Below are 23,413 nucleotides of genomic sequence, written 5' to 3'. Positions count from 1 at the left end.
CATGCGATTCGCGCTCTCTGATGACCAGCAGTTCCTGCAGAAGGTCACCGACGAGGTGGTCGGTCAGGCCCTCGCCGCCACCCCCGCACGCAGCGCCGCCACCGACGGGGGTGAGCTGCGCGCCGCGCTGTGGTCCACGCTGGTCGAGCTCGACCTCGTCGCCCTGCTCGTGCCCGTCGAGCACGGCGGCCCCGGCGGCTCGCTCACCGACGCGTGTGTCGTCGCCGAGGTGCTCGGGCGACACCTGGCTCCGGTGCCGTACGTCGGGACGGCGATCGCGGCGGCGGCGCTGCTCCGCTTCGCCGGCGGCCCGCCGGCGGCGCTGGCCGGTCTCGCCGCCGGGGAGCCGTACTCCGTCCTGCTCGACCAGCACCTCGCCGACCCGGACGGCCCGGACGGCCCGGACGGCCCGGACGGCCCGGACGGCTCCGTGAGCATCGCCTTCGACTGGGTCGCGGGCGCACGTGGCGTCGCGCTCTCCCCCGACGGGGTCGCGACGACCTACGAGCTCGCCGCGGGCGAGGAGGTGGACGACGTGGACCTGTTGCACCGGCTCCGGCGCTTCGATCCGGTCCCGGCGGCCGCGCCGCGCGGCGACGACGCGCGGCGGGCGCGGGCGATGGCCTGGACCGGTGCCGCCGCCCTGCTGACGGGACTGGCCGACGGGGCCCTCGCGACCGCGACGGAGTACGCCCGGCAGCGGCATCAGTATCAGCGTCCGATCGGCTCCTTCCAGGCCGTGCAGCACCTGTGTGCCGACATGCTCGTCGACGTGGAGACCTCGAGGTCGATGACCTACGGCGCCTCCTGGGCCGCCGAGCACGCTCCGATCGACGAGGCGATGCGGGTCGCCGCGGCGGCCAAGGCCTACGCCGGAGCCGCCGCCGTACGGGTCTGCGAGACGTCGATCCAGGTGCTCGGCGGCATCGGCGTCACCGATGAGCACGACGCTCATCTGCGCCTGCGCACCGCACACCTGCACCACGCCGCCTTCGGCGGCCCGGACGCCCCGATGCTCCTGCTCGCCGACCGCATCCTGGAAGGGAACTGACGACATGGATCTCCGCGATTCCGCCGAGGAGGCGCGCTTCCGCGCGCGGCTGCGGACCTGGCTGGCCGAGAACGTCCCCGACGAGTCCGAGCCGGCCGTGCTGGCCGAGCGCTGGCCCTACATGCGTGCCTTCCAGGAGCGTCTCTACCGGGCCGGGTGGGTCGCGCTGTCCTACCCGACCGACGTCGGCGGCCAGGGGCTGGGTCCGATGGAGGAGGCGATCCTGAGCGAGGAGCTCGGCCGCGCGAACGCCCCCACGCTGCTGCCGCTCGGTCATCTGGGGCGACCGCTCCACCGCTACGGGAGTGAGGAGCAGCGCCGGCGGTACCTCCGCCCGCTGCTGGCGGTCGAGGAGATCTGGTGCCAGGGCTTCTCCGAGCCCGAGGCCGGCTCCGACCTGGCGTCGCTGCGGACGCGCGCCGTCCGGGAGGGCGAGGAGTGGGTGATCGACGGGCACAAGATCTGGACCAGCTACGGCGCCTTCGCCGACTACTGCCTGCTGCTGGCCCGGACCGACCCGGACGCTGTCCGGCATCGCGGGATCTCCGCGTTCATCGTGCCGCTCGACACCGCGGGAGTGACGGTCCGGCCGATCGTGCTGGCCAACGGCGAGGAGGAGTTCGCCGAGATCTTCTTGGACGGGGTGCGCATCCCGGCGGAGAACATGCTCGGCGAGCCGAGCGACGGCTGGCGGATCGCGATGGACGTGGTCAACTACGAGCGGGGAGCGGTCGAGACCGGCTATCTCCCGAAGTTCGCGCGCTACCTCTCCGAGCTCGGGGAGGTGCTGACGGCCAGCGGTCTCGGTGCGGACCGGGCCGCCCGGCTCCGGCTCGGCCGGGTCGCGGCCCACCTCGAGGTCCTGCGCATGCACTGCCTGCGCACCCTCAGCGCGCGGGTCTCGGGCGCGCCGCCGGGCCCCGAGAGCTCGGTCGACAAGCTGCTGATGACCGCGGTGGAGCAGGAGCTGATGGACCTCAGCATCGAGCTGGTCACCGACGTCGGCAGTCCCGGGCGGGCGGAGTGGTTCGACCGCTATCTGTACGGGCGGGCCGGCAGCATCTACGGCGGCTCGGCACAGGTCCAGCGCAACATCCTCGCCGAGCGGATGCTGGGCCTCCCGCGTCAGCAGGGCTGATCCTGCATCCAGGCTGACCCGGCCGGCCCTGGTAGGTCGGGTCAGGCGACGACGCCGCGGACCGCGAACTCGGCGATCTCCGCGGCGATGCGCTCGCGCTCGGCCGGGGAGTCCTTCGGCTCGGTCGGACTGAACCAGGCGTGCATCCAGTTGACCGCGCCCAGCACGGCCTTCACCAGCAGATTGACGTCGGCGTCGCGGAAGGCCTTCGCGGCGACGCCCTCCTTGACCACGGTGACGTAGAGGTCCTCGAACTGGCGTCGCATGCTCAGGATCTTCTGCATCTGCGCTTCCTTGTTGCGGCCCTCGCTCGCGAGGTTCATCTCGATCTGGTACTGGGCCGGGCCCATGTAGCTGGACCGGTTCATCAGGTGCAGGGCATGCTGATGGACCATCTGGCGCAGCCGCTCCGCGGGATCGAGATCGACGCGCTCGGCCGGCGGGCCCACGGCCTCCAGTGCCCACTCGAGGGCCTGGTGGTGGATGCCGATGAACAGATCGCCCTTGGTCCGGTAGTAGTGGTAGATCCGGCCCTTGGTGCAGCCGAGCACGTCGGCGACGTCGTCGATCGAGGTGGCCGCGTAGCCGCGCTCGGAGAAGGCCGTCGCGGCGGCGTCCAGGATCTCGCGAGCGCTGGCCTTCTGCTTGGGGCGGAGTTCGCGGTCGCTGTCGGAGGCGGCACCTTGTCGCATGGACAACATACTACTCGGCGGAATGTGCGGCCGAGGACGGCCGGAAGAAAAACCTACGTGGTAGTATGTTCCTTGTGCTGCTCGACCCCCCTGCTTCGACACCCACCCCGAGCGCGGTGCTCGACACGCGCCCCGACTGGTTCGCACGAGCACTCGCGCACCGGCCGGAGACGGCCGAGTGCGCGGTGGACGACGGGGTGCGGATCCGCCTTCGCGCGTGGGGTCCCGCCGGCGCGGCCGAGGGTGTGCTGCTGGTCCACGGCGGCGGCGCCCACGCCGGCTGGTGGGACCACGTCGCGCCGCTGCTCGTCGACGGCGGTCGACGCGTCGTCGCGCTCGATCTCTCGGGCCACGGCGACAGCGGTCACCGGGACCGCTACGAGCTCGACGACTGGGCCGACGAGGTGGCTGCCGTCGTGGCCGCCGGGGGTTTCGGCGGACCGCCGGTGGTCGTCGGCCACAGCATGGGCGGGCTGGTGGCCCTGCGGCACGGGCTGCGACACGGCCGGGCCGTCCGCGGCACGATCGTCGTCGACTGCCGGACGGTCCCCTACAGCGATGCCGAGCGCGCCGCCAACGAGGAGCGGGCGCTCCGGCCGGCCCCGGTCTATCCGGACCCGGCCGACGCGCTCGCCCGGTTCCGCCTGATCCCCGACCAGCGCTCGCTCCCGTACGTGTTCGAGCACATCGCCGCGACGTCGATCCGTCGGACTCCGGCGGGCTGGAGCTGGAAGTTCGACCCGCGGATCTTCGCCGGCCAACGGGACTTCGACCCCCTGGATCTGGGACGCCTGGCCGGCCGGCTCCGCATGGTGCGGGCCGAGCACGGCATGCCCGCGGCCGACCTGTCCCGGCTCGACCCGGCCGTCCGATCCGTGCCGACGGTGGAGATCCCCGACGCCGGCCACCACGTGATGCTCGATCGGCCGCTCGCCCTGGTCGCGACCCTGCGGGCCCTGCTCGCCACCTGGTGAGGTCGTCGCGGTGGACGAGATCCTCAGCCTCCGTCGGCTCTCGTCGCTGACCTACCGCAGCGTGCCGTCCGACCGCCCTCGGACGCGTCTGTACGGCGGCGAGGTGGCTGCCCAGGCGATGCTGGCCGCCCGCGCCACGGTGCCGCCGGGCCGGGAGCTCAACTCGATGACGGCCTCCTTCCTCCGGGCCGGCGACACGGCGGTCCCGGTCGACTATCGCGTCGGGGTCGCTCGGGACGGCGGCGTCTTCAGTGCCCGGACCGTCGAGGCGTCCCAGGGGGAGAGGCCGATCCTGCTCCTCACGGCCTCGTTCCAGGCCGAGGAGCGCGGCCTGCGGCACCAGGTCGCGGCGCCCGACGTCCCCGCCCCGGAGCGCCTGCTGCCCGTCGAGCGGGCCCTCGCCGGCGAGCCCGCGCTGGTCGCGTGGATCTCCGAGGTGATGCAGCGGCTCCGGGTCGAGGTCCGGTTCCCCGACGCGGGCCTGCATCGCGAGGGCGTCCGGGTGGGCGAGCCGGTCCTGCGGGTCTGGATCCGCGCGCGGGGCCCGGTCGGCGACGGCGAGGGGCGCCGGGACGCGGCTCTCGTGTACCTCTCCGACCTGCTCCTGCTGACCGCGGCGCTCGAGCCGCACCCCCACCGGATCGAGGACGGGGACGTCTGGTTCGCGACCATCGGCCACTCGGTGGTGATGCACGCGCCGTGGTGTGCGGACGACTGGCTGCTCTACGAGGGCCGGAGTGACTGGGCGGGGGCGGGCCGGTGCCTGGTCGCCGGGCGCCTGTTCGACCGTGCGGGACGCCTGTGTGCGAGCACCTCGCAGGAGGGACTGCTCCGCGTCGCGTCGCCGCAGGGCGACGGCGTGCCCTCGACCCGTTGACCCAGAGAAACCTACTCCGTAGGATGTTTTCTCTGTGGTGCGCATCACCCTCGGACGGAGGGAGCGGCCGCAGTGCCCACCCCTCCCGAGCGATTCGGCGCTCGACGACCCGAAAGTGAAGCGATGTCGAAAAAGTTCAGGGCCTCGATGGTGGCCGTCCTCGTCGGTGTGCTCGGCCTGGCGACGGCGTGCGGCGGAGACGACGGCGACGGGGGCGGCGGCAGCGCCGAACTGACCCCCGCCCAGCAGCAGGTGGTCGACGAGGCCGGGGCGGCCTTCGACCGGTACACGCAGATCCAGGAGGCCGCGGCGGTGCCGGAGCTTCCGGCGCCCGCTCCCACCGGCAAGCGGCTCGTCATGGTGACCTGCTCGATCCCGGTGTGCGTCACGCTCTCGGACGGTGCGCGGGAGGCCGCGGAGAAGCTCGGCTGGACGGTCTCCACCCTGCAGACGAACAGCACTCCGGAGGGGTACACCTCCGCGATGAACCAGGTGGCCGCCGATCCGCCGGACGCCCTCGCCTACATCTCGGCGCTGCCCGACTCGTCGGTGGCCAAGCAGCTGGCGAAGATCCACGCCGCCGGCACCCGGATCGTCGCCATCTCGCCCCTCGGCGATCCGCTCGCGGAGGCCGACACCCCCATCGGGGGCGTGGTGTTCGGGCAACGGGACGCCCACTTCACCGGCACCCTGATGGCGCAGTCGGTCCTCGCCGACGCGGACGGTCCGGTCGAGTCCGTCTTCGTCTGGGACCCGTCCTTCGAGGGCTCCTGGGGCCCGATCAAGGCGGGGTTCGAGGCCACGATGAAGAGCGCCGGTGCCGAGCCCGGCATCCTCGAGGTCTCCAACGCCAACATCGGCAAGACGGTCCCCTCCCAGATCGTCAGCTATCTGCAGGCCCATCCCGACACGGCGTACGTCGCCCTCGCGGTCGTCGACTACAACGCCGGTCTCGCCGCCGCCCTCCAGGCGGCCGGCCTCCAGGACCGGGTCAAGATCATCAGCAGGGCCGCGGACGCGGCCGCGCTGGAGGCGATCCAGGCCGGCAAGCAGTGGGCGTCGATCGGGCTGGAGCTCGCCGCCGCGGGCTATCGCGTCGTCGACCAGCTGATCCGGCTGATGACCGACGTCCCGCTCGAGGACCGGGCGGACCCGATCGGCTGGCAGCAGGTCTACGTCGAGGACAACGTGTCCGACGCCGACAACCAGGTCGAGCCGCCGGAGTACGCGCAGGCCTACTACGACGCCTGGCACGTGGGATGAGCTCGCCGGACGCCTCCGGGCGGGTCGTGCTGCACATCGAGTCGTTGTCCAAGACGTTCCCGGCGCAGAAGGCGCTCGACGACGTCGACCTGGAGCTGCGATCCGGTGAGGTGCACTGCCTGCTCGGACAGAACGGGTCCGGGAAGTCCACGCTGATCAAGATCCTGGCGGGCTACCACGCGCCCGACCCGGGATCGGCCGCGGTGCTCGACGGGCGCTCCGTCGTCCTCGGCAGCCCGACGATCCGTGATCACGGCGTCGCCTTCATCCACCAGGACCTCGGTCTCGTCCCGGACCTGGATGTCGTCGACAACCTCGCTCTGGGCAACAGGTACGCCGGCCGGTGGTGGGTCTCGGAGCGGACCGAGCGCACCGCCGCGACCCGGCTCCTCGACCGCTTCGACCTCGACCTCGATCCGGCCGCCCCCCTGTCCGCCGCCACCCCGGGCGAGCAGACGATGGTCGCCATCGTCCGCGCCGTCGCCGGCGCCGACACGGCGCCGGCGGTCCTCGTCCTCGATGAGCCCACGGCGTCGCTCCCTCAGCACCAGGTCGAGCAGCTGTTCGGCCTGGTGCGGCGCCTGCGCGACCAGGGCACCGCTGTCCTCTACGTGACCCACCGGCTGCGCGAGGTCTTCGACATCGGTGATCGGGTGACAGTGCTGCGCGACGGGCGCCGGATCGCGACCCGGCCGGTCGCCGACGTCACCAGTGACGGCCTCGTCGAGCTCATCATCGGCCGCAGGCCGACAGCGTTCGCGCCCTCGGTGCCGACGGCGAGCGTCGACGTGCTCCTGCGCGCCGACGAGGTCGTCGGCGAGCAGGTGGACGACTTCTCCATCGATGTGCGCGCCGGCGAGATCGTCGGCATCACGGGCCTCATCGGGTCCGGATACGACCAGGTCCTGGGCATCGTCTACGGGGCGAGGCCGCGGACGTCGGGCGAGGTGGAGGTCGCCGGCCGTCGACTGGACCCGGGACGCCCCGACCGGGCGATCGCCTCGGGCGTCGCCTACGCGCCGGCCGACAGGAAGCGGCTCTCGACCATCCAGTCCTGGACGATCGGTGAGAACCTCACCCTGCCCCGGCTGCCGTCCGCCGGCCCGGCGCGCTGGCTCGGACAGCGCCGGGAGCGTCGCGAGGTCGAGCCGTGGTTGAAGCGGCTGGACGTCGTACCCGACGATCCCGACCGCCTGCTGTCGCTGCTGTCCGGCGGCAACCAGCAGAAGGTCGTGCTGGCGCGCTGGCTCCGGGTCGACGCACAGGTCCTGCTCCTCGACGAGCCGACCGGTGGGGTCGACGCGGGCGCCAAGGCGTCGATCTACCGCGCTCTCGCCGAGATCGCGAGCCAGGGACGTGCCGTCGTCCTCTCCTCCTCGGACGCGGAGGAGCTGTGCGCCGTGTGCGACCGCGTCCTCATCATGCGCAACGGTGCGGTGACCTCCGTGCTCGACAAGGACGAGCTCTCCGTCGCCCGCATCGTGAGCGAGACCATCCGCGACTCGGTCGCCGAAAGCTTGGAAGGGCCCACCTCAGATGACGATTGATGCGCAGACCGAGAGCCGTGCGGACGACGTGCCCGCGCTCGACGCCGACGACCGCGACGCGAGGAGGTCCCCGAGCCGGATCCTGGGTGCGCTGCGCCCGGCCCGCTACAGCGGCCTCCTGCTCCTGGCCGTCTTCGTGGCCTTCTTCTCGATCCGGCTCCCGGAGACCTTCCCGACGAGCTCGACGATCACGAGCATCGCCGGCGACCAGTCGGTGACGCTGATCCTGGCCCTCGGCCTGCTGGTGACCCTGGCGGTCGGTCAGTTCGATCTGTCGGCCGCCCAGAACCTCGGCATGAGCGCCGTGCTCTGTGGTGCCCTCATGGTCAAGCAGGACCTGAGCCCCGTGCTCGCCGTGACCATCACCCTGCTGGTGGGCGTGGCGGTCGGCGTCGTCAACGCGATCCTGGTCGCCGGTGTCGGGATCGACAGCCTGATCGCGACCCTGGGCATGAGCTCGGTCCTGCTCGCCGTCACCTCCCTCGTCTCCAACTACCAGTTCGTGGGACCCGTGCCGGAGGGCTTCCAGGGCATCGCGAACGCGGAGCTGTTCGGGCTGCCGGTGGTGGCCGTCTACGCGATCGGACTGTGCTTCCTGGTGTGGTACGCGCTCGAGCACAGTCCCGCGGGTCGCCGGGCCTATGCAGTCGGGGCGAGTCCGGACGCCGCTCGCCTGGCCGGCGTCCGCACGGTCCGGTATGTCGCCGGCTCCTTCGTGGTCACGGCGCTCTTCGCCTCCGTGGCCGGCGTGCTGGTCACGGCCAAGATCGGCAGTGTGGCGCCGACCCTGGGGCCGGCCTACCTGTTGCCGAGCTTCGCGGCCTGCTTCCTGGCGACCACCCAGGTGAAGCCGGGACGATTCAACGTCTGGGGCACGGTGATCGCCGTCGTCCTGCTGGCGACCGGGGTCAAGGGGCTCCAGCTGATGGGCAACCAGCTCTGGGTCACCGACCTGTTCAACGGGCTCGCGCTCCTGGTCGCGGTCGGTGCGGCCGTGCTGAGTGGCCGTCGCACGCGCCGTCGGCGGCGCCGGGCGAGCTGAGCCGCCCGCGCCGGTCCGCGGTCGAGCCGCGGACCGGCGCCGGGCCACCTCTACTCACCCGCCCAGACGGGCGCTCTCCGCTCGGTGAACGCGAGGGCGCCCTCGAGGGCGTCGCGGGACGCGAGGATCCGCTCGACGAGCGGACGCTGGGCGTCGAAGCCGCCGGTGCTCGGATAGTCGACCGACATCGCCACGATCTCCTTGCTCGCCCGGACCGCGAGCGGCCCGTTGGCCGCGATGGAGGCGGCGAGCTCGCGCGCCGCGGTCAGGGCGCCTCCCGGCTCGGTGAGGATGTTCACCAGCCCGTGGTCATGGGCCGCCTCGGCCCCGATCGGCTCGCCCGTCAGGGCGAGCTGCATCGCCAGCCGGTAGGGAAGGGTCTTGGGCAACCGGAGCAGGCCACCGGCCCCGGCGACCAGGCCGCGCTTGGTCTCGGGCAGGCCGAACCGGGCATCCCGCGCGGCGACGATGAGGTCCGCCGCCAGGGCGAGCTCGAAGCCGCCGGCGAGAGCCCACCCCTCGACGGCCGCGATCAACGGCTTGCCGGGAGGGCTCTCGGTGAGGCCACCGAAGCCGCGTCCCGGCAGGACCGGGATCTCCCCGCGCGTGAAGGCCGCTAGGTCGAGGCCGGCGCAGAAGGTGCCACCGGCGCCGGTGAGGATCGCGACGGCGAGGTCGGTACGCGCCTCGAACGCATCGATCGCCCGGGCGATGCCGTGGGCGACGTCCAGGTCGACCGCGTTGCGCCGCGCGGGACGGTCGATCGTGATGACGGCGATGCCGTCCGCGTCCTCGAAGCGCACGGCACTCATCGGCCCGCCTCCGTCGCCGTGACCAGGGCCCACAGGCCTCCGGGACCGGCCCCGAGCGCCCGCCGGCCCAGGGCCGCGGCCCAGGCGTGCTCGCTCCCGCCTTCGTCACGCCACGCCCACAGCCGCGTCGTCGTCCGGTGCAGCGGATGCTCGGCGGTGTAGCCGAGGGCGCCGTGGACCTGGTGGGCCAGCGAGGCCACGACGCCGGCCGAGCCGCTGGTCGTCGTCTTGGCGGCCGCGACGGCGAGGACGTCAGGCCCTTCCCCGACGGCGACGGCGGCGGCATCCACGGCGATCCTCATCGCCAATACCTCGCCGGCCATGGCGGCGAGGTGCTGCTGCACGGCCTGGAACCTGGCGATCGGTCGGCCGAACTGCTCGCGTTCTCCCGCGTAGTCGACGGCCAGCGCCAGGGCGCGCCGGGCGGCTCCGGCCAACAGTGCCGCCCGGGAGAGCGCGGCGCGCTGCTGGAACTCGTCGAGGACCGAGGAGGCCTCGGTGAGCCCGCGCCCGAGATCGCGGTCGGCGCGCAGCGACCGGTCCACGAGGACGTCGTCCCGGGGCTCGCCGGCGAGGTTCGTCCGGGGCAGCACCTCGAACTCGCCGGCCTTCAGCAGCACGACGCCGGCGCCGTGCACGACGAGGAGATGCTCAGCCTGACGCGCCCAGGGGACCCGGCGGATCGATCCGCGGACCCCGACCTTGTCCCCGTGTCGGACGACGTGGAGTCCGTCGCCGGCGACGGTCGCGGTGAGCGGACCTCGCGGGACCGGCTCTCCGCACCGGGCGAGCAGCCATCCGCCGAGGAGGCAGGACTCGGCGAAGGGGATCGCGGCCGCGTGCTCACCGAGCACCTGGAGGACGGCGACGGCGTCGCTGATCGTGCCTCCCGATCCTCCGGCCTCCTCCGGCACGGCGATGGTCGTCATGCCGAGCTCCTCCAGCGCCGCCCACAGGGGGGCGTTCCAGCCGCCGTCGTCGGCGCGGGCCCGGATCTCCGCGCCGGACAGCTTGGCGCAGACCTCCCGGACCACCGCGGTCAGTGTGTCGTGTACGTCGTTCATCGAACCCCCAGCTCCTTGGCGACCACGCCACGCAGGATCTCGTTGGTCCCACCCCGCAGGGTGAAGCCCGGACTGTGCAGGATCGACTCGGCGAGGAGCAACGCGACGGGATCGGCCGATCCCAGGTCGGGGACGGCCCCGCCGAGCTCGCGGGCCGCCTCGATGACGACGCCCTCGTACCGGGTCCCGAGGTCCTTCACCAGCGCCGCCTCGACGGCGGGAGCCGCGCCGGCCTCGAGCCGACCTGCGACGGCCAGGGACATCTGGCGCAGTGTCCAGAGACGGGCGACGAGGGCGCCCAGACGCGGGGCGCTCGCTTCGCTCCCGGCGCTCGCCAGCCGGTCGACCAGGGCGCTCAGCAGGGGGAAGGTGGACAGGACGCGCTCGGGACCGCTGCGCTCCATCGCCAGCTCGCTGGTCACCTGCTGCCAGCCCGCACCGGGAGCGCCGAGCACCCGATCGTCGGGGAGGAAGACGTCGTCGAACACGACCTCGTTGAAGTGGTGCTCGCCGGAGAGCAGCAGGATCGGCCGGATGTGCACGTCGGGGTCGGGCAGGTCGATGAGCACCTGGGTCAGGCCGGCGTGTCGATCCGCAGTGCGTGCCTCGGTGCGCACCAGCGCGATCATCGCGTGGGCGCGATGGGCGCCGCTCGCCCAGACCTTGGTCCCGCTGATCCGCCAGCCGCCCGCGACCCGCGTGCCGCGGGTCCGGACGGAGGCGAGGTCGGATCCGGTGTCCGGCTCACTCATCCCCGCCGCGAAGAAGCACTCACCGCGAGCGATGCGGGGCAGGTAGGCCCGCTTCTGCTCCTCCGTGCCGAATCGCAGGAGACCCGGGCCCGACTGTCGGTCGGCGATCCAGTGCGCGGCGACGGGGGCGCCGGCCGCCAGCAGCTCCTCGGTGACGACGAACCGGGCGAGCGCACCGGCCGCCGCGCCGCCGTACGCCGCCGGGAAGGTCATGCCCAGCCACCCGTGCTGGCCCAGGCGACGACTGAACGCCTCGTCCCAGCCGCCGAGCCACTGGTCGCAGCGGGTCGTGATCCGCCCGGAGGAGACCTCCTGCGCGACGAAGGCACGCACCTTCGCGCGTACCTGATCGAGCTCGGGGGGCAGCACAGCGGGTCGCAGCTGCCACAGGTCCAGCCGCTCCCGGCCGGAGGTCGCGGTCGTCATCGCACCGCCCAGCGGCCGGTGAACGCGGGTGGGGCGGACTTGTCCAGGAAGGCGCGGAAGGCGGCGGGGGCGTCCTCGGTCGCGAGGTTGACCGCCTGCGCCCGGGCCTCGCCCTCGAGTGCGTCGGCCAGGCTCTGCCGGGTGCCCTGGTGGAGCAGGCTCTTCGTCTGTGCCAGGGCGAGGGGTGGCTGGGCGGCCAGCCGGCCGGCCAGGTCGGCGACGAAGGCCGGGAGGTCTCCCTCGGGGCACACCCAGGTCACCAGACCGAGCTGCCGGGCCTCCTCCGCGCCGATGGTCTCGGCGAGCATGGTCAGCCGCTTGGCCTGCTGGAGTCCGACCAGCCGGGGAAGGAGCCAGGTCCCGCCGAAGTCGACCGAGAGGCCACGCCGCGCGAAGATCTGCGAGAAGCGGGCGCTGGTGTCGGCTACGACCAGGTCGCAGGCCAGCGCCAGGTTCCACCCGGCGCCGATGGCGCTCCCGGCCACCTGGGCGATCACCGGTTTGGGCATCTCGACGAGGGCCAGCGCGACGTCGCCGACGCGCCGCATCCGGGCGAGAGGATGCTCCTCGCGTCGACTGCCGCCGAGGTCGGCGCCGGCGCAGAAGTTCCCGCCGGCGCCGGTCAGGACGACGGCACGCACGGAGTCGTCCCGGGCGAGGTCGTCGAAGATCGCGCGTAGCCGGTCCCAGCCGTCGCTGTCGATGGCGTTCCTGCGCTCCGGCCGGTTGAGGAGGACGGTGGCCGTGGCGCCCTCGCGGGAGACGCTGACCGCAGGCGCGAGGGGATCGTGGGCGGCGGTCGTCGGGTTGCTCATCAGCTGCCTCAGCTCCCCGTGAAGTGGGCCGCACGACCCTCGCGGAAGGCGGTCATGGCCTCGGTCGAGTCCTCGGTGCTGTGCACGAGGGCCATGTGCGAGGAGATCAGGTCGAGCGCGGTCCGGGCGTCGGTCCGGGCCGACTGGTAGGCCGCGCGCTTGATGAGCCGCACGTTGAGCGGCGGCTGGGCCGCGAGTCGCTCCAGGAAGGAGCGCCAGGCACCAGGGAACTCGCTGTCGGCGTACACGTGGTCCGCGATGCCCAGGCGGTGGGCCTCCTCGGCCCCGACGAAGTCGCCGGTCCACATCAGCTCCAGCGCGCGGGCCATGCCGATCAGGCGGGGGAGGTAGTAGCAGCCGCCGTCCCCGGGGACGAGACCGAGCCGGATGTAGGCCTGGGAGAAGCGGGCCGACGCGGCGACCAGCCGGATGTCGCACATCAGGGCCATGTCCATCCCGGCGCCGACGGCGAGGCCGTTCACGGCCGCGATCAGGGGCTTGTCGAGATCCTCGACCGCCATCGCCACCCGATGGATCCGCTCGTGCAGGAGGGTCTTGAGCGCCAGTGGTCCGGTCGCCTCGCGATCGAACGTGCTCAGGTCGATGCCGGAGCAGAACGCGTCGCCCGCGCCGGTCACGACGACGGCGCGCACCGCGGGATCGGTGCGCGCCGACCGGAGCGCATCGCTCCACTCGTCGACCATCTCGAGGGTGAACGCGTTCTTCAGGTGAGGCCGGTTGAGCAGGATCGTGCCGATCCCGTCCGCGACCGAGTATTCGAGGTCTGTCACCATGACATACTACCACGTAGGTTTTTTTCGAGAGGGCGCGTGAGCCCGGCGAGGAGGAGTGATGGACGAGGTGGCGGAGGTCGCTGAGGTGGCGGGGACGGCGGGGGGCGGACTGCTGGCGGGCGATCGACTCCGCGCGGGCATCCAGCTGTTGCTGGACGAGCGGGAGATCTCCCGGACCGTGCTGCGCTACGCCCACGGGGTCGATCGGGGTGATGTCGACATGGTCGAGAGCTGCTACCACCCCGGCGCCTACGACGAGCACGGGTACGCCAGCGGCACGGTCGAGGAGTTCGCCGCGAGGCTCCGGCAGGCCGACGGTCCGCTGGGGCCGCGGCATCATCTGATCGGGAACCTGCTGATCGAGGTCCGGGGGGACGTCGCGGTCTGCGAGTCCTACTTCCTCTGCTATCTCCAGGATCTGGATCCGGCGGGCGACCCCGTGTCGACAGGCGTGTTCGCCGGACGCTACGTCGACCGCCTCGCGCGTCGCGAGGGTGCCTGGCGGGTCGAGCGGCGGATCTGCGTCATGGACTGGAGCCGCGTGCTGTCGCCGGCGTCTCCGGGCCGGGGGGCGCGCACGTTCGCCCAGGGGTCGCGGGACGAGCGCGACCCGGCCGTGGTCGCGTTCCGGGAGCTCGCGGGCGCGTGAGTCGCGGCGCGCCCGCTCTCGGCGCGCGATGCTGGAGGGGGCGCGAAGAGACCGTTGCAAGAACGACCTACGCAGTAGTATGTTTTTCTCGGTCGGCCGATCGCGCCGACCCGCGGAAGGGAGCACCAGATGACGAGTCGGGCGCTGGACGGCGTGACCGTCCTGGACCTCAGCCAGGTCTACAACGGCCCCTACTGCACGCTGCTGCTGGCCCAGCTCGGCGCCGAGATCATCAAGGTCGAGCCCTTCGGCGGCGAGCCCGTGCGCTGGCGGCTCGCGGGCGATCAGGAGACGGCGGCCTTCGGCCTGCTCAACGGGGGCAAGAAGAGCCTGCGGCTCAACCTCAAGGACCCCCGCGGCCGGGCGCTCCTCCTGGAGCTGGTCGCGCAGGCCGACGTCGTCGTCGAGAACTTCAGTCCCGGAGCGCTCCAGCGCCTGGGGCTGGGTTACGACACCCTGGCCGAGGCCAACAGCCGGATCATCCTGGCCTCGGGACGGGGGTACGGCGCCCACACGCCGCAGGCCGAGCAGCGGGCCATGGACCTGACGATCCAGGCCGTGTCCGGGGTGATGGCCACCACCGGACAGCCTGAGCTGCCCCCCACCAAGGCGGGTCCGGCCGTCGCGGACTTCTTCGGCGGCACGCACCTGTTCGGCGCGATCCTCGCCGCCCTCTTCCAACGCACCGTGACCGGGCGCGGCCAGCACGTCGAGGTCGCGATGCAGGACGCGGTCATCCCCTCGCTCACGTCCAGCATCGCCGGCCACCTGGACAACGACGGCGCCCTCCCGGAACGGACCGGCAACCGTCACGGAGGCATGGCGGTGAGCCCGTACAACGTCTATCCCGCCGCCGACGGCTGGGTCGCGATCCTGTGCATGACCGACACCCACTGGCAGACGCTGTGCCGACTGATGGAGCGGGACGACCTGGCCGCGGCACCAGAGCTCGCGAGCCCGCCGGGCCGGGTCGCGCAGATGGAGAAGCTGGACGAGATCGTCGGCGGGTGGACCGCGGGCCGGTCCCGCGACCTGATCGTCGCCGATCTCCAGGCCGCGGGCGTGCCCTGTGCGCCGGTGCTCTCCCTCGCCGACGTGCTGGCCGGCCCGATGGTCGGCGAGGACTCGATGATCCGTCCCGTCACGACCGCGGACGGACGGCCCGGCTACGTCTTCGGCAGCCCGTTGAACCTGACCGACTCCGCACCGGTGGCCTCCCGGGGCGCACCCGCGCTCGGGGCCGACACCGACCAGGTGCTCGCCGAGCGCCTGGACCTGACGCCGGAGCAGCTGCGCCGGCTCCAGGACGAGAACGTGATCTAGGAGAGACAAGAGACATGGCCGTCGACCAGACGCTGTTCGAGTCCATCCACACCCGGATCGGCACCCAGCGGACCCACCAGCTCGGGGAGGTCACCGGGGTCCTGATCCGTCGCTACGCGCGGGCGATCGGCGAGACCGACCCGATCCACTACGACACCGCCTACGCCCGTCGGCAGGGGTACGCCGACGTCGTCGCGCCCGCCAATCTCGTGACCGCGGTGTCGGTCTGGGACGAGGGTCCGCCGACCGAGGACCTGCGCGAGGACGGGACGCCGGCAGCCGCGCTCGAGGATCTGGCACCCGACGGCGTCCGGGTCATGGGCGGCGGTGAGGACATGGAGTTCCACCGGCCGATCACCGCCGGTACCACCGTCGAGGAGCGGTCGACCATGACCGACGTCGAGCTGCGCGCCGGTCGCTCGGGACCGGTCATCGTCGTCAGCTACCGCCACGAGTTCACCGACGCCGCCGGTCGCCTCCTGGTGACCACGACCCGAAAGCTGCTCCTGCGATGAGCCACCGCACCTCCGCCGTCACCTCCGCCGTCGAGCGCCACCTCCGCTTCGGGGACGTCCAGCTCGGTGATCGACTGCCCGAGCTGCGACGGGTGCCGACGAGGCTGCAGGTCTATCGCTACAGCGCGGTGACCTGGAACAGCCACCGCATCCACTTCGACCCGGACTACGCGGCAGCCGAGGGCTACCCCGACGTCCTCGTCCAGTCCCATCTGCACGGCGCCTTCCTCACCAGCCTGTGCACGGGCTGGATCGGATCCGCCGGGCGGCTGCGCCGGCTGGCGGTGTCGGTGCGCCGGTTCGCCGTTCCCGGCGACGTCCTGACCTGTGGCGGCGAGGTCGTCGGCACCGAACGCTCCGACGACGGCCTCGGCCTGGTCCACCTGGACCTGAAGGAGATCCGGGAGTCCGACGACGCCGTGTGCGCGATCGCCTCGGCGACCGTCGCGCTTCCGCTGTGAACACCACCTGTGAGAAAGGGTGAGATGACCACGTCACGCCAGGTCCTGAGGATCGGGAACTGCTCCGGCTTCTACGGAGACCGGCTCTCCGCTGCCCGCGAGATGGTCGAGGGCGGCCCGATCGACGTCCTGACGGGCGACTATCTGGCCGAGCTGACGATGCTCATCCTCTGGAAGAGCCGTCAGCGCAACCCGGACGCGGGCTACGCCACGACGTTCCTCACGCAGGTCGAGGAGGTGCTGGGCACCTGCCTCGACCGGGGGATCCGGATCGTCAGCAACGCGGGCGGCCTCAACCCGGGCGGCCTGGCCCGTGAGATCGAGCTGCTGGCCGCCCGGCTGGGCCTGCAGCCGAGGATCGCCCACGTCGAGGGCGACGATCTCCTCGACCGCCTGCCCTCGCTGCAGGCCGCCGGGCACCCCCTCGCGCACCTCGGCACCGGGCGCACCCTGCACGAGGCAGGCGTCGCGCCGGTCACGGCCAACGCCTATCTCGGTGGCTGGGGCATCGCCGAAGCGCTCCGGGGCGGCGCCGACATCGTGGTCTGTCCCCGGGTCACGGACGCCTCCCTCGTCGTCGGCCCCGCCGCGTGGGCCTTCGACTGGCGGCTCGACGACTGGGATGCGCTCGCCGGCGCGGTCGTCGCCGGCCACGTCATCGAGTGCGGGCCGCAGGCCACCGGGGGGAACTACTCGTTCTTCACCGAGCTCCCGGGCGGCAGCCGGCCGGGCTACCCGATCGCCGAGATCGCACCGGACGGCTCCGCGGTGATCACCAAGCACCCCGGCACGGGCGGTGCCGTGACCGTCGAGACGGTGACGGCCCAGGTCCTCTACGAGACCGCGACGCCCGACTACCTCAATCCCGACGTGGTCGCGCGCTTCGACACGATCGAGCTGAGCCAGGAGGCGGCGGACCGGGTCCGGATCAGCGGCGTCCGCGGACGCCCGGCACCGGACACCGCGAAGGTGTGCGTGAACTACGCCGGCGGGTTCCGCAACAGCGCGACCTTCGTCCTCACCGGGCTCGACATCGAGGTCAAGGCCGACCACACCGTGCGCGCGCTCGACGACGCGCTCGGCGGCCTCGACACCTTCGCCGAGGCCGACGTCAGGCTGCTCCGCACCGACGTCCCCGACCCGTCGGCGAGTGCCGCCGCGGAGTCGCGGCTCCGGGTCACCGTCAAGGACCCGGACGAGAGCAGGGTCGGCCGGCGGTTCTTCGACGCCATCGGCGACATCGGGATGGGCGGCTACCCCGGGATGTGGGTCGAGCGTGCCGAGCGCCGGGCGAGCGCCTACGGCGTCTACTGGCCGGCGCTGGTCCCGACCGCCGAGCTCGCTCCGGAGGTGGTCTTCGCCGACGGGCGCCGGCTGCCGGCGCCGGTCCCGCCGGTGGCGCCGTATCCCGGCTATCCTGCCGCGTCGCCGGCGTCCTCCCTCGGTCATCGGATCGTCGGCGAGACCGTCTCGGTACCACTCGGTCGACTCGTCGGCGCCCGCTCGGGCGACAAGGGCGGCGACGCCAACATCGGCCTCTGGGCCCGCTCCGACGACGCGTTCGCCTGGCTGCGCGACTACCTCGACGTCGACCGGCTGCGCCTCCTGCTGGTCGAGGCGTCCGACCTGACCGTCGATCGCTACGAGCTCCCGCGCCTGCGAGCGCTGAACTTCGTCGTCCACGGACTTCTCGGCGACGGCGTCGCCGCGACGACCCGACCCGATCCCCAAGCCAAAGGACTAGGTGAGTACGTGCGCTCGCGACATGTGGATGTTCCCCGGACGCTGCTGGCCGACCTCGGTACGCCGGCGGCCGCCGACTCCTCCCGGACGGCGGTGCCCGCCCGATGAGCGTCTCGATGACCAAGGCGTGGTCTCCGCTCACCGCGGAGACGCTGGCGGAGGTACCGGCCACGGTCGGTGTCTTCGAGGTCGCCGACGCCTCCGGGGTGATCGGCATCGACTACGCCGGTGGGCACAGCCCCTTCGGCCTGCGCGGGGCGCTGCAGGGCTGGCTCGATCGCGGGCCCGGCCTCTCCTTCAGGTACGAGCGCACGAACGCCTACCTCTCCCGCTTCCGTGAGGTCGTCCAGGTGTTCGTCAACGACACCGGGGAGCCGCCGCCCAACCTCGCCGGCACCGAGAACCTCCCGACCGGACGCATCCGGCAGAACTAGAGACTGGAGCACAGACCATGGGATTCGCCTTCAACGACGTCCAGCGCGCGCTGATCCACAACGTCCGGAGCTTCGTCCGCAACGAGATCATCCCGCTGGAGCTCGAGCTCGACCCGGACGAGAGCGAGCTGAGGCCCTCGGTCCTCGACGGGCTCCGCGTCAAGACGAAGCAGATGGGCCTCTACAACCTGGATGCGCCGGAGGAGTTCGGCGGCCCCGGGCTCGACACGGTGACGCGGACCCTGCTCGCGATGGAGATGTCACAGCACCGCGCCGGGCTGTACTCGGCCTGCTACGGCGCCTTCGGGCAGCCCGACATGGCTCAGCTGTACGAGGCGACCGATGAGCAGAAGGAGCGCTATCTCCATCCGGTGCTGCGGGGGGAGAAGAGCTCGTTCTTCGCGCTCACCGAACCCGCCGGCGGCAGCGACCCGGCCCGGTCGATCCAGACCCGCGCCAAGCAGGACGGCGACGACTGGATCATCAACGGCACCAAGGTGTTCATCAGCGGCGCCGACTCCGCCGACTTCGGCCTGGTCTTCGCGCGCACGGGCGACCGGGAGTCCGGACGCGAGGGGATCACCTGCTTCATCGTCGACGCGGACACGCCGGGATTCACCGTGCGACGGGTGATCCACACCCTGCGATCCGGCCACTACCCGACGGAGCTGGTGTTCGAGGACGTCCGGGTCCCCGGCAGCGCGGTCCTCGGTGAGGTGGGCCAGGGCTTCGCGATGGCGAGCGAGCGGCTCACCAAGAACCGGATCCCCTACGCGGCGGGGTGCATCGGTGTCGCGATGGCCGCGCACCGCCTCGCGATCGAGTACGCCGGCATCCGCTCGGTCTTCGGGCAGAAGCTCGCCGACCACGAGGGCATCCAGTGGATGTTGGTCGAGAACGAGATCGACATCCGCTCGGCCGCGCTGGTAACGCTCGACGCCGCCGAGCGCGCCGACAGCGGGGAGCCGTTCCGGACGGAGGTGGCGCTGGCGAAGATCGTCGCCACGGAGGCGTCCGGCCGGGTCGTCGACCGGGCGATCCAGATCCACGGCGGCTACGGCGTGACCAAGGATCTCCCCCTCGAGCGGTGGTACCGCGAGCTGCGGATCCGGCGCATCGGGGAGGGCACCACCGAGACCCAGAAGATGATCGTCAGCCGGGACCTGCTGCGCGGGCGCTACGCGGGCCTGATGGACCGCTGAGGCCGGCGACATGACATCGGCGGAGGACCGGGTCCGGGTCCTGTTGGACCTGTTCGGACTCGACGTGGACCGGGCGGAGATCGCCTCGGTGGCGCGCGACTACCCGACGCTGCGCGCCCAGGCCGACGAGATGCACCGGACCGCCGTCGACGGCCGGCCGCGCGACACGTCGGTGCCGAAGGCGTTCTCCGCGGGCGCGCTCCGGTCTGCTGCCCCGTCCGCCCGGGTGGGGCGCACGATCGAGGAGACCGCGGCCGACCTGCGCTCGGGTGCGGTCACCTCGACGTCCCTCGTGGCCGCCTGCTTCGACCGCGTCGACCGTCTCGACCCCGGTCTGGGTGCCTTCGTCCGCACCTTCCGGGACGCGGCGATGGCCGCGGCGGAGAGTGCAGATCGGGACCTCGTGGCGGGACGCGACCGGGGGCCGCTGCAGGGCATCCCGATCGCGGTCAAGGACATCGTCGCGACGGCGGAGGGCGCCACCACAGCGAACAGCCTGGTCGCTCCGCCCCGATGGGACGGCGACGCCGACGCGACGGTGATCGCGCGCCTGCGGGACGCGGGCGCGATCATCACCGGGAAGACGACGACGAACGAGTTCGCCCTCGGGCTCAACGATCCGAGCAAGGGCTTCCCGATGCCGCGCAACGCCTGGGATCCCCGTCGCTACGCCGGCGGATCCAGTTCGGGATCGGCCATCGCCGTGGCGACCGGCATGGTCCTCGGCTCCGTCGCGACCGACACCGCCGGCTCGGTGCGGCACCCCTCCGCGCTCAACGGCGTCACGGGCCTCAAGGTCAGTCGCGGACGGGTTCCGCTCACGGGCGTCGTCCCGCTCTCGCCGTCCCTGGACACGGTGGGCCCCATTGCGCGCTCGGCTCGCGACTGCGCCCATCTGCTGGGGGCGATGGCAGGACACGATCCGTCGGACGGTGTCTCGTGCGCCGACCCGGCCGCCGACTACGCCGGCGCGCTGGACGGCTCGGTGGCCGGCCTGCGCATCGGCTGGCCGGCGGCCTACTTCCTCGACGAGGGCAATGTCGCCGAGCCGGTCCGCGCGGGTGTCGTCGCCGCCGTCGCGACGCTGCAGGAGGCCGGTGCCTCGATCGTCGAGATCGAGCTCCCGCATGCGGACATCGCCAAGATCGCCTGCCAGGTGGTGCTGTTGAGCGAGGCGCTCGCCTACCACCGCGACGAGCTGGCGGCGCAGTGGTCGGCGTACGGCGTCTATCACCGCGGGCTGCTGGCTCGCGGGGCCCTGTTCAGCGCGGCCGACTACGTGCAGGCGATGAAGGTCCGCGATCTCTTCGCGGCGCAGGTCGCCCGAGTGCTGGGCGACTGTGACGTGATCGCCCTGCCGACGATGCCGACCGGAGCGCGGCTGCTCGACGAGACGGACCCGACGATGATGGACCGCTGGTCGGGAGCGTCCTTCATGTCCCAGTGGAACCTGGTCGGGCTGCCGGCGTGCGCGCTCCCCGTCGGGTACGACGGCAACGGCATGCCGGTCTCGATGCAGCTCGTCGGCCGCCATCTCGGCGAGGCCACCGTGCTACGAGCGGCCGATGCCTTCCAGCGCCTGACCACCTTCCATCTCGTCGCCCCCGCCGAGCCCGGCCGCTAGGCCGAGCTCGCGATCATCACCCACCCGGAGCGATCCCGCCTCCGCGACCAAGGAGAGACCATGTCCGAGAACCCCGCATCCGGCGCGCGGCGCCAGGTGGCGACCAGCCCGTTCGGTCCCGACGACCAGATCGGGCGGCTCAACCTGATGACGCCGGAGTCGCGTGCGTCCGTGATGAGCCGGATCGACCCCACCCGGATGTTCGACCTCTCGGTGGACTACTTCATCGGGATGCCGTCGTGGCAGATGGTGGGCGACCCGGCGTACCAGATCTGGATGACGCACACGCCGCACGGCACCGTCAACGACGGGCTCCCGGGCATCTCCAAGGAGCTGACCGAGTACGTCGGCTACTCGGGCGACTCGATCCTGATGTACACCCACACCGGCACCCACATCGACACCCTGAACCACTACGGCTACAACGGCCGGATCTACAACAACTTCACCGAGGCCGACCACCTCGGCAGCCGGCACTGGCACAAGTCCGGCGCCGACCAGATGCCGCCGATCATCGCACGCGGCGTCCTGCTCGACTTCGCGACGCTGCGGGGGGTCGACATGCTCCCGGACAACTACGGCATCACGCCGGAGGACATCGATGAGTGCCTGGCCGCCCAGGGCAGCGAGATCAGGGCCGGCGATGTCGTCCTGATCCGGACCGGGCGCATGCGAGCCTGGCCCGACCACGAGGCGTGGGGCGGGAACCCGCCGGGCATCAACCGCGCGGCGGCGGTGCACCTCGTGGACAAGGGCGCCATGATCGTCGGCGCCGACACGATCTGCGTCGAGCAGGGCCCGGCCCACGACGACGACAACTACACGCCCGTGCACACCTATCTGCTGGCCGAGGCTGGAGCGCCGTTGATCGAGGCTCTCAACCTCGAGGAGCTGGCGGAGGCGAAGGTGCACGAGTTCGCGTTCTTCGCGGCCTGTCTGCGGCTGCGCGGAGCGACGGGCTCGCCGCTGCGCCCGTGGGTCTTCCCGCTGACCCAGGGCTGAGCCCACCCATCCGCAGATCCCCCCTCGAGAAGGAGTTCCCATGCGAGACGCAGTCGTCGTCGCGGCCGTCCGTTCCCCCGTCGGCAGACGAGCCGGTGTCCTCTCCGCGGTCCATCCCGCCGACCTGTCGGCGCAGGTGCTGTCCGCGTTGGCGGCCGACGCAGGCCTCGATCCCGTGGAGGTTGACGACGTGATCTGGGGATGCGTCAGCCAGATCGGTGAGCAGACCTTCGACATCGCGCGCACGGCCGTCCTGTCGGCCGGTTGGCCCGAGTCCGTCCCGGGCACGACCGTGGACCGGCAATGTGGTTCATCCCAGCAGGCCATCCACTTCGCCGCGGCAGGAGTGGTGGCCGGTCACTATGACGTCGTCGTGGCCGGTGGCGTGGAGTCGATGTCGCGGATCCCCATGGGGTCGGCGGTGGGCGACCAGTCGCCGCTCGGTGAGCTGTACACGAAGCGGTACGGCGACGGGATGCCCAACCAGGGCCTGGGCGCCGAGCAGATCGCCCGGGAGTGGTCGCTGGACCGGGCGGTGCTCGACGCCTACGCGCAGAGGTCGCACCAGCGCGCCGCCGCCGCCGTCGCCGCGGGGTCTTTCGCCGGCCAGATCGCGGCCATCGAGACCCCGGACGGGGCGGTGACCGCCGACGAGGGCGTCCGTGCGGACTGCTCCCTCGAGACGCTGGCTGGGCTGCGTACCCCCTTCCTCGTCGAGGGCGTCGTCAGTGCGGGCAACAGCTCCCAGATCAGCGACGGGTCCGCGGCCCTGCTGATCACCACCTCGGAGATCGCGGCTGCACGCGGCTGGAAGCCGCTCGCGAGGATCCACACCGCCGTGGTCGTCGGCAGCGAGCCGAACATCATGCTCACCGGCCCGATCCCCGCCACCGCCAAGGCGCTGGCGAGGTCGGGCCTCAGCCTGGCCGACATCGGCGCGTTCGAGGTCAACGAGGCGTTCGCCTCCGTACCCCTCGCCTGGCAGGCGACGTACGAAGCCCCCATCGAGTCGCTCAATCCGGTCGGTGGCGCGATCGCCCTCGGTCACCCGTTGGGCGGCTCGGGAGCGCGTCTCGCGACCACGCTGGTCCACCACATGAGGGACCACGGCATCCGCTACGGGCTCCAGACCATGTGCGAGGGCGGCGGCCAGGCCAACGCCACGATCTTCGAGCGGATGTGAGTCCGTCCCCCGGGGCCCGGAACCTCAGGC

At 72.2% G+C, this 23,413-nt stretch carries 23 protein-coding genes; 17 read left to right on the top strand and 6 right to left on the bottom strand.

All coding sequences use genetic code 11. From position 1 onward, the window contains the following. Position 1 precedes the first annotated feature (1 nt). Together RB608_RS10190 and RB608_RS10185 are read left to right on the top strand one after the other, a co-directional pair. Positions 2–1,051, top strand: coding sequence for an acyl-CoA dehydrogenase family protein (locus RB608_RS10190; protein WP_308087745.1), 1,050 nt, complete (start codon positions 2–4; stop codon positions 1,049–1,051). A 4-nt stretch (positions 1,052–1,055) separates the two neighbouring features. Further along, on the top strand, positions 1,056–2,189 hold the full coding sequence (locus RB608_RS10185) for an acyl-CoA dehydrogenase family protein (protein WP_308087743.1): 1,134 nt from the start codon (positions 1,056–1,058) through the stop codon (positions 2,187–2,189). A gap of 41 nt (positions 2,190–2,230) precedes the next feature. Here the strand turns inward: RB608_RS10185 and RB608_RS10180 are convergent, their stop codons facing one another. Next, positions 2,231–2,881, bottom strand: a complete 651-nt coding sequence (locus RB608_RS10180) for a TetR/AcrR family transcriptional regulator (protein ID WP_308087742.1) — start codon at positions 2,879–2,881, stop codon at positions 2,231–2,233. Positions 2,882–2,955: 74 nt separating this feature from the next. Between RB608_RS10180 and RB608_RS10175 the strand changes: the two genes are divergently transcribed. The 5 genes from RB608_RS10175 (at position 2,956) to RB608_RS10155 (ending at position 8,584) form a co-directional block, all read left to right on the top strand. Then, positions 2,956–3,855, top strand: a complete 900-nt coding sequence (locus RB608_RS10175; RefSeq protein WP_308087741.1) for an alpha/beta hydrolase — start codon at positions 2,956–2,958, stop codon at positions 3,853–3,855. A gap of 10 nt (positions 3,856–3,865) precedes the next feature. Next, the gene (locus RB608_RS10170; protein ID WP_308087740.1) at positions 3,866–4,732 is read left to right on the top strand and encodes an acyl-CoA thioesterase domain-containing protein; all 867 of its coding nucleotides are present in this window, start codon (positions 3,866–3,868) and stop codon (positions 4,730–4,732) included. Between the two features lie 123 nt (positions 4,733–4,855). Next, positions 4,856–5,995 (top strand): substrate-binding domain-containing protein, encoded by a 1,140-nt coding sequence (locus tag RB608_RS10165; protein WP_308087739.1) that lies wholly within the window; start codon positions 4,856–4,858, stop codon positions 5,993–5,995. After that, positions 5,992–7,542: a sugar ABC transporter ATP-binding protein gene (locus RB608_RS10160; RefSeq protein ID WP_308087737.1), complete on the top strand. Its 1,551-nt coding sequence runs from the start codon at positions 5,992–5,994 to the stop codon at positions 7,540–7,542. Before RB608_RS10165 ends, RB608_RS10160 begins: the two co-directional genes overlap by 4 nt. Next, a complete protein-coding gene (locus RB608_RS10155) occupies positions 7,532–8,584 on the top strand; it encodes an ABC transporter permease (protein WP_308087736.1) in 1,053 nt (350 codons plus the stop codon). Before RB608_RS10160 ends, RB608_RS10155 begins: the two co-directional genes overlap by 11 nt. A 50-nt stretch (positions 8,585–8,634) precedes the next feature. Here the strand turns inward: RB608_RS10155 and RB608_RS10150 are convergent, their stop codons facing one another. From RB608_RS10150 to RB608_RS10130, 5 genes are read right to left on the bottom strand one after another with little or no spacing between them, the layout of a single operon-like run. Further along, positions 8,635–9,396: a crotonase/enoyl-CoA hydratase family protein gene (locus tag RB608_RS10150; RefSeq protein WP_308087735.1), complete on the bottom strand. Its 762-nt coding sequence runs from the start codon at positions 9,394–9,396 to the stop codon at positions 8,635–8,637. After that, the gene (locus tag RB608_RS10145; RefSeq protein ID WP_308087733.1) at positions 9,393–10,460 is read right to left on the bottom strand and encodes an acyl-CoA dehydrogenase family protein; all 1,068 of its coding nucleotides are present in this window, start codon (positions 10,458–10,460) and stop codon (positions 9,393–9,395) included. Before RB608_RS10145 ends, RB608_RS10150 begins: the two co-directional genes overlap by 4 nt. Beyond that, positions 10,457–11,638 (bottom strand): acyl-CoA dehydrogenase family protein, encoded by a 1,182-nt coding sequence (locus RB608_RS10140; RefSeq protein ID WP_308087732.1) that lies wholly within the window; start codon positions 11,636–11,638, stop codon positions 10,457–10,459. The genes RB608_RS10145 and RB608_RS10140 overlap by 4 nt, the downstream gene beginning before the upstream one ends. Continuing rightward, entirely contained in the window at positions 11,635–12,453 is an 819-nt protein-coding gene (locus tag RB608_RS10135) for an enoyl-CoA hydratase-related protein (protein WP_308087731.1), read from the bottom strand. Before RB608_RS10135 ends, RB608_RS10140 begins: the two co-directional genes overlap by 4 nt. An 8-nt stretch (positions 12,454–12,461) precedes the next feature. Next, a complete protein-coding gene (locus RB608_RS10130; RefSeq protein WP_308087730.1) occupies positions 12,462–13,244 on the bottom strand; it encodes an enoyl-CoA hydratase-related protein in 783 nt (260 codons plus the stop codon). A gap of 61 nt (positions 13,245–13,305) precedes the next feature. Here RB608_RS10130 and RB608_RS10125 point away from each other — a divergent pair, with 61 nt between their 5' ends. The 10 genes from RB608_RS10125 to RB608_RS10080 all read left to right on the top strand — a co-directional run bounded on the left by RB608_RS10125 (position 13,306) and on the right by RB608_RS10080 (position 23,383). Continuing rightward, positions 13,306–13,896 (top strand): nuclear transport factor 2 family protein, encoded by a 591-nt coding sequence (locus RB608_RS10125; protein WP_308087729.1) that lies wholly within the window; start codon positions 13,306–13,308, stop codon positions 13,894–13,896. A gap of 129 nt (positions 13,897–14,025) precedes the next feature. After that, positions 14,026–15,219: a CoA transferase gene (locus RB608_RS10120; protein WP_308087728.1), complete on the top strand. Its 1,194-nt coding sequence runs from the start codon at positions 14,026–14,028 to the stop codon at positions 15,217–15,219. A gap of 14 nt (positions 15,220–15,233) precedes the next feature. After that, complete coding sequence (locus RB608_RS10115) at positions 15,234–15,734, top strand: MaoC family dehydratase N-terminal domain-containing protein (RefSeq protein ID WP_308087726.1); 501 nt, start codon at positions 15,234–15,236, stop codon at positions 15,732–15,734. After that, positions 15,731–16,195: an acyl dehydratase gene (locus RB608_RS10110; RefSeq protein ID WP_308087725.1), complete on the top strand. Its 465-nt coding sequence runs from the start codon at positions 15,731–15,733 to the stop codon at positions 16,193–16,195. The genes RB608_RS10115 and RB608_RS10110 overlap by 4 nt, the downstream gene beginning before the upstream one ends. A 24-nt stretch (positions 16,196–16,219) precedes the next feature. Next, complete coding sequence (locus tag RB608_RS10105; protein WP_308087724.1) at positions 16,220–18,046, top strand: acyclic terpene utilization AtuA family protein; 1,827 nt, start codon at positions 16,220–16,222, stop codon at positions 18,044–18,046. Between the two features lie 8 nt (positions 18,047–18,054). Continuing rightward, positions 18,055–18,372, top strand: coding sequence for a hypothetical protein (locus RB608_RS10100; protein ID WP_308087723.1), 318 nt, complete (start codon positions 18,055–18,057; stop codon positions 18,370–18,372). 17 nt (positions 18,373–18,389) lie between these two features. After that, the gene (locus RB608_RS10095) at positions 18,390–19,574 is read left to right on the top strand and encodes an acyl-CoA dehydrogenase family protein (RefSeq protein WP_308087721.1); all 1,185 of its coding nucleotides are present in this window, start codon (positions 18,390–18,392) and stop codon (positions 19,572–19,574) included. A 10-nt stretch (positions 19,575–19,584) separates the two neighbouring features. Then, positions 19,585–21,198: an amidase gene (locus tag RB608_RS10090; RefSeq protein WP_308087720.1), complete on the top strand. Its 1,614-nt coding sequence runs from the start codon at positions 19,585–19,587 to the stop codon at positions 21,196–21,198. Between the two features lie 60 nt (positions 21,199–21,258). Next, on the top strand, positions 21,259–22,200 hold the full coding sequence (locus tag RB608_RS10085; RefSeq protein WP_308087719.1) for a cyclase family protein: 942 nt from the start codon (positions 21,259–21,261) through the stop codon (positions 22,198–22,200). 40 nt (positions 22,201–22,240) lie between these two features. Continuing rightward, on the top strand, positions 22,241–23,383 hold the full coding sequence (locus RB608_RS10080; RefSeq protein ID WP_308087718.1) for a thiolase family protein: 1,143 nt from the start codon (positions 22,241–22,243) through the stop codon (positions 23,381–23,383). Positions 23,384–23,413: the final 30 nt, after the last annotated feature.

Origin of the sequence: Nocardioides sp. LHD-245, from assembly GCF_030929495.1 — a bacterium.
Classification (GTDB): domain Bacteria; phylum Actinomycetota; class Actinomycetes; order Propionibacteriales; family Nocardioidaceae; genus Nocardioides.
The sequence above is the reverse complement of the archived record's forward strand: the minus strand, read 5'-3'. Positions and strand labels throughout refer to the sequence as shown.

What these genes read in the sequence shown, in the direction of transcription:
- RB608_RS10190 (WP_308087745.1), top strand. Translation starts at nt 2, where the DNA reads ATGCGATTCGCGCTCTCTGATGACCAGCAGTTCCTGCAGAAGGTCACC.
- RB608_RS10185 (WP_308087743.1), top strand. Translation starts at nt 1,056, where the DNA reads ATGGATCTCCGCGATTCCGCCGAGGAGGCGCGCTTCCGCGCGCGGCTG.
- RB608_RS10180 (WP_308087742.1), bottom strand. Translation starts at nt 2,881, where the DNA reads ATGCGACAAGGTGCCGCCTCCGACAGCGACCGCGAACTCCGCCCCAAG.
- RB608_RS10165 (WP_308087739.1), top strand. Translation starts at nt 4,856, where the DNA reads ATGTCGAAAAAGTTCAGGGCCTCGATGGTGGCCGTCCTCGTCGGTGTG.
- RB608_RS10160 (WP_308087737.1), top strand. Translation starts at nt 5,992, where the DNA reads ATGAGCTCGCCGGACGCCTCCGGGCGGGTCGTGCTGCACATCGAGTCG.
- RB608_RS10155 (WP_308087736.1), top strand. Translation starts at nt 7,532, where the DNA reads ATGACGATTGATGCGCAGACCGAGAGCCGTGCGGACGACGTGCCCGCG.
- RB608_RS10150 (WP_308087735.1), bottom strand. Translation starts at nt 9,396, where the DNA reads ATGAGTGCCGTGCGCTTCGAGGACGCGGACGGCATCGCCGTCATCACG.
- RB608_RS10145 (WP_308087733.1), bottom strand. Translation starts at nt 10,460, where the DNA reads ATGAACGACGTACACGACACACTGACCGCGGTGGTCCGGGAGGTCTGC.
- RB608_RS10140 (WP_308087732.1), bottom strand. Translation starts at nt 11,638, where the DNA reads ATGACGACCGCGACCTCCGGCCGGGAGCGGCTGGACCTGTGGCAGCTG.
- RB608_RS10135 (WP_308087731.1), bottom strand. Translation starts at nt 12,453, where the DNA reads ATGAGCAACCCGACGACCGCCGCCCACGATCCCCTCGCGCCTGCGGTC.
- RB608_RS10125 (WP_308087729.1), top strand. Translation starts at nt 13,306, where the DNA reads ATGGACGAGGTGGCGGAGGTCGCTGAGGTGGCGGGGACGGCGGGGGGC.
- RB608_RS10120 (WP_308087728.1), top strand. Translation starts at nt 14,026, where the DNA reads ATGACGAGTCGGGCGCTGGACGGCGTGACCGTCCTGGACCTCAGCCAG.
- RB608_RS10115 (WP_308087726.1), top strand. Translation starts at nt 15,234, where the DNA reads ATGGCCGTCGACCAGACGCTGTTCGAGTCCATCCACACCCGGATCGGC.
- RB608_RS10110 (WP_308087725.1), top strand. Translation starts at nt 15,731, where the DNA reads ATGAGCCACCGCACCTCCGCCGTCACCTCCGCCGTCGAGCGCCACCTC.
- RB608_RS10105 (WP_308087724.1), top strand. Translation starts at nt 16,220, where the DNA reads ATGACCACGTCACGCCAGGTCCTGAGGATCGGGAACTGCTCCGGCTTC.
- RB608_RS10100 (WP_308087723.1), top strand. Translation starts at nt 18,055, where the DNA reads ATGACCAAGGCGTGGTCTCCGCTCACCGCGGAGACGCTGGCGGAGGTA.
- RB608_RS10095 (WP_308087721.1), top strand. Translation starts at nt 18,390, where the DNA reads ATGGGATTCGCCTTCAACGACGTCCAGCGCGCGCTGATCCACAACGTC.
- RB608_RS10090 (WP_308087720.1), top strand. Translation starts at nt 19,585, where the DNA reads ATGACATCGGCGGAGGACCGGGTCCGGGTCCTGTTGGACCTGTTCGGA.
- RB608_RS10085 (WP_308087719.1), top strand. Translation starts at nt 21,259, where the DNA reads ATGTCCGAGAACCCCGCATCCGGCGCGCGGCGCCAGGTGGCGACCAGC.
- RB608_RS10080 (WP_308087718.1), top strand. Translation starts at nt 22,241, where the DNA reads ATGCGAGACGCAGTCGTCGTCGCGGCCGTCCGTTCCCCCGTCGGCAGA.